Origin of the sequence: Cupriavidus phytohabitans (assembly GCF_000426345.1) — a bacterium.
Lineage (GTDB): Bacteria > Pseudomonadota > Gammaproteobacteria > Burkholderiales > Burkholderiaceae > Cupriavidus.
Genome location: NZ_AUFE01000171.1, coordinates 1 through 3,801, shown reverse-complemented (window position 1 = coordinate 3,801; position 3,801 = coordinate 1). Strand labels below are relative to the sequence as shown.

Annotated in this window: 3 protein-coding genes; all 3 read right to left on the bottom strand. The window is 61.7% G+C overall.

Annotation, left to right across the window (positions count from 1 at the left end; translation table 11 throughout):
• Positions 1 to 56: 56 nt before the first annotated feature.
• The 3 genes from K309_RS38775 to K309_RS0134165 all read right to left on the bottom strand — a co-directional run bounded on the left by K309_RS38775 (position 57) and on the right by K309_RS0134165 (position 3,292).
• Positions 57 to 266 carry a PRTRC system protein E gene (locus K309_RS38775; protein ID WP_232232637.1) on the bottom strand — a complete coding sequence of 70 codons (210 nt, stop codon included), beginning with the start codon at positions 264 to 266 and terminating at the stop codon, positions 57 to 59.
• Positions 267 to 425: 159 nt separating this feature from the next.
• Positions 426 to 2,099, bottom strand: a complete 1,674-nt coding sequence (locus K309_RS0134170; RefSeq protein ID WP_029050386.1) for a PRTRC system ParB family protein — start codon at positions 2,097 to 2,099, stop codon at positions 426 to 428.
• 497 nt (positions 2,100 to 2,596) lie between these two features.
• Positions 2,597 to 3,292, bottom strand: coding sequence for a hypothetical protein (locus K309_RS0134165; RefSeq protein ID WP_029050385.1), 696 nt, complete (start codon positions 3,290 to 3,292; stop codon positions 2,597 to 2,599).
• Between the last annotated feature and the right edge of the window lie 509 nt (positions 3,293 to 3,801).

Below are 3,801 nucleotides of genomic sequence, written 5' to 3'. Positions count from 1 at the left end.
CTATTCGATCTGGGAGTTCTGCACGCAGCACAATTCTTCCGACGCCTTGCTGCGCCTTACCCTTCAACATTCTGCAGGCCGGACTGAGTAGACTTGGCCGCATCCAGGATGGATTTGGTGGCTTCGGCCTGCTCCGCCAGCGAGCGGTGCGAAGCCGTCACGGCCGTCACGGTCGCGGCGAACTCCGCATCGAGCTCCGCCGGCGTCGCGGTGAGCGACAGGGGCGTCGTCAGGGCTGCGTCGGCAGCGTTCTTGATGACGGGCATGACAACCCGGTCATGGCGTCGCCAAACATGGAGAGGGTAAGGACGACCTTGTCGGTCGCGCGCACCAGGGGTGCAAGTTCAGTGAACATAGGTGAAGTTTTCTGTGGGAAGGGGAAAAGACAGAGGGCGCCGTTGGCGCCCTCCGATGGGGATGAAAGACTAGTAGTTCAAGACCTTCGGCACCTTGCCGGTGTAGTCAAAGTCCTTCACCGCCAGCAGGCCGGCGATAACCTCCGGCTTGGACTTGTTGAAAAGCTTGGCGAAGTTGTCTCCGAGCGCCTTGCGGACGCCGAGTTCGTCTGCCAGCACCTTCATCTCGGACTTGGTCAGCATCTCCAGGAAGTCCTGCGACTTCTGCAGGTTCCAGTGATTGCGCAGGTCGAGCTTGTGATACCGGCACAGTTCCCGGAGGTTGCTCACCTCCATGCCGTCGATGGCCGCAACCGTCAGACCGATCGTCAGTTGCTGACGCCGGCCTTCGTCGAGGGTATGCGCTGCCGTCAAGCAACCTTGGAGGGTCGAAGACACCTTTTGCTCAGTCAGCTTCTCGAAGAATTTGCCCATCACGTCGCCGCCAATATTGCGCGACAAGCCGTTCAGGGCGATGGCCAGCAGATAGGCATTGGCCTGCTCAGCGTTCTGCGCGACTTCCTTGCGCAGCGCCTTACGCCAGAGCTCGGTGCGGTACTGCTTCACCTTCTCCGACTCGCTGATCGACGTGACCGGCTTGTCCGCAGCGGCGGAGGACTTGTCGCCCTTCGTTGCCGCGGCCGGCTTGCCGGCGGACCGCTTTGCAGCCGGCGCCGCGGCGGCATCACGTTCGGCCTTGATCCGGTCGGCCACCTTCTTCTGGTTGCACGCCGTATCAAAGCACTGACCGCTATAGACCTTGCCCATGGAATCCGGCAGCCCGCTCACCGCGGCGCCGAAATTCTGGCAGGCGTGGCAGGCCTTGGCCTGTTCCTCGCCGACGCCGGTCGGACCATCCACCTTCAGCTGAATGCGGGTATGGTTGTCGCCGGCGCGGATGACACGCACGATCGGGTACTCCTCCTTGAGACTGTACGCAATGCCATCGAGCTTGCGGTCGGTCTTCTCGGTGTAGCAGGCCCGGTTAGTGCAGTTGCCCGTGGCAATCGCCTCGCCGAACATCTCCGTCTGCAACGACGAATTGTGCGGGCATGCGGCACAGTCGGTCTTGTCGAAGATTGCCCCTTCCAGGCTGCACGCGGCCGCCTCGATGGTCTTCTTCAATTCCGACACCGACTTCTTCTCGCTGATGATGACCGGCAGGAGCTTGTCCTGCTTGTCCTTGGCGAGCGTGGCGAGCAGTTCGGCGTGGCCAAGCTGGATCTTCTCGTAGGTCAAAGCCTCCCGAACGAGCGAGCTGCAGTTCATGAGCGCCAGGCGCTTGTCCAGCTTGCTTCGCGACCAGCCGAGAATCCGTGCGGCTTCATCTCGGTCGCCTTTCACGCGACCAACGAGATTGGCTGCCCAAACTGCTTCATCTGCAGGCGGCATGTCGGCGCGATGAACATTCTCGACACCGGCAAGCGTATCGGCTGTGTCGTCATCGATGTCCTTGATGAAGATGGGCATCGGATAATCCGGCCCATGCTCTTCCCAGGCGGCAAGATAACGGCCTTCTCCGGCGACTTCCTCATACTCGTAGTCGCCATCGGGGGGGATGGGTCGCACAAGAATGGGCTGTATGACGCCGTGCAGCTTAACGGAGGCACGTAGTTCCGCGAATTCGCCAGGATTCCGGTAGGTTCGGGGATTGGCGCGACGACGGATCTTGCGCAGCGGGATAGTTGTGTTGCTGATTTGCATTTGTGGGTTCTCCGAGACGAATGGGAACCCGTAGCCGCACCGGGAACGTGGTTCCCGATGGGATAAGAAAAGAGAGGCATGGCGGCCCGGCAGAGCGGGAAGCCACGTTACTGCAAAAAGCTGTGCACCGGGTGGTGCGAGGTCGATGCGTCAGGGACGCTGAAGTAGGCGAAAGGATATACCAATCGGCTCGCCTACGCCAGATGCGGCATTGCCTGCCACGGGAATCGTTCCTAGCCCCCGCTTCTTGGGGGTGATCTACCCGCGGGATGAATCCAAGCCGACCGAAGCCGATATCGAAGAGGCGAAACTGCTGGAAGACGTGATCGCGGACGCGCAGTTGGGTGCCGATGCCGCCATCAAGAAGCTGGAACGCGACGCGAGCGACGCGGTCGGAATCGTCTGCCCGGCCTTCGTGCGGGCGCTGGTCGAGCGCCATGACAGGGTCCGAGAGGCCCTGGGCAAACGTCGAGTGACGCTACGCGCGTCCGGTGGACTCACCAGCGTGGCTCCACCTCAATATCCAAGCCGGCATACGACATCCACATCACGTCATCGGCTGCGTACTCTAGGGCGCGGCCGACGGAAAACAGGAAATCTTCACCGGATTCCGAGTACACATCTGCTTCGATAAGGACTGGGATCGACCTGATATGCCTGAGTCCCCCCGCCAACCGGAAATCCACCTCTTCCAATGTGGTCGCGGCGATCCGTGCCACAATCTGCGCGAAGGCTGACCCAATGCCTTGCTCGCGCCAGGCGGGCTCCGCCCAGACATCATTGACTTCCAACGCGCGGCCGCTTCCATGGCTCAGCGTTAGGTCGAAGGTGCAGTAGCCAATGGGCGTCAGGTCGTGTGTGCAGGCGATCAGGCGATATTGGATGCTCTGAAACTGAATCCCGTCTTCCACGAACATCGTCGGGGGCTTCGTGCCGTTCTCCCGATGGAGGCCGAAGCCTTCGAGGGTGCTGTAGCGCTCCGAGCCCTTGTCCAGCTTCTTCGCGTCCTTCACACCCTTGCGCAGGTGCTGGAGCACCGCGCGTATCCCGGGCGCCTTCGGCGGCTCCGTGAAGACGACGAAGTCAGCCACCCCGACGTCATCCCATTCCGGTCGGGCAAGTTCGAGGGGCAACGGTCGCGCCAGCGCCTTGTCAGTGGCACGCTCGTCCGCCAGTAGGTCTTTCGTCTTCATGGCAAGCTCCTCGTGCGTCAAATGGGGTACAGCATACGCGCCCCCGCCGGTTCCCTTTTCCTGCGACCGTTTAACGGTCGGCTTCGGTACGAGGGGTTGCCGGGATCGACGACCCTAGAAAGTGCGGATGTTTGGGCCGATGTGCCGAGGGAGCTTACGACGACGGGCGTCAAGCGGCTATTCGACCGTCTCCGACTGGCCGATCTCTGCCTTCGGTCGGGGCCCGGCAGGAACGTGGCCCGACTGCAACAGCTTGCTGGTGACATATCTATTTCGCAGCCTGCGAACGCTCGCCCAGCAAGGACTGGCACTGGACCGGAATCGCCCGGCGTGTTGGCACATTTACCGTCGCAGCTACGGACGCCGTTGTTGGAGTCCCCCCCCCACCTGAGGGATGTGCGAGGGCGCGATCGCTGCTTATGTGGACGCCTCCCGGATTGCAAGCCGATTGACATGGTGGTCGACAGGTGAAGGCAGCACGCTTATGTCCGGCCCTTTTGTGCAGGCCG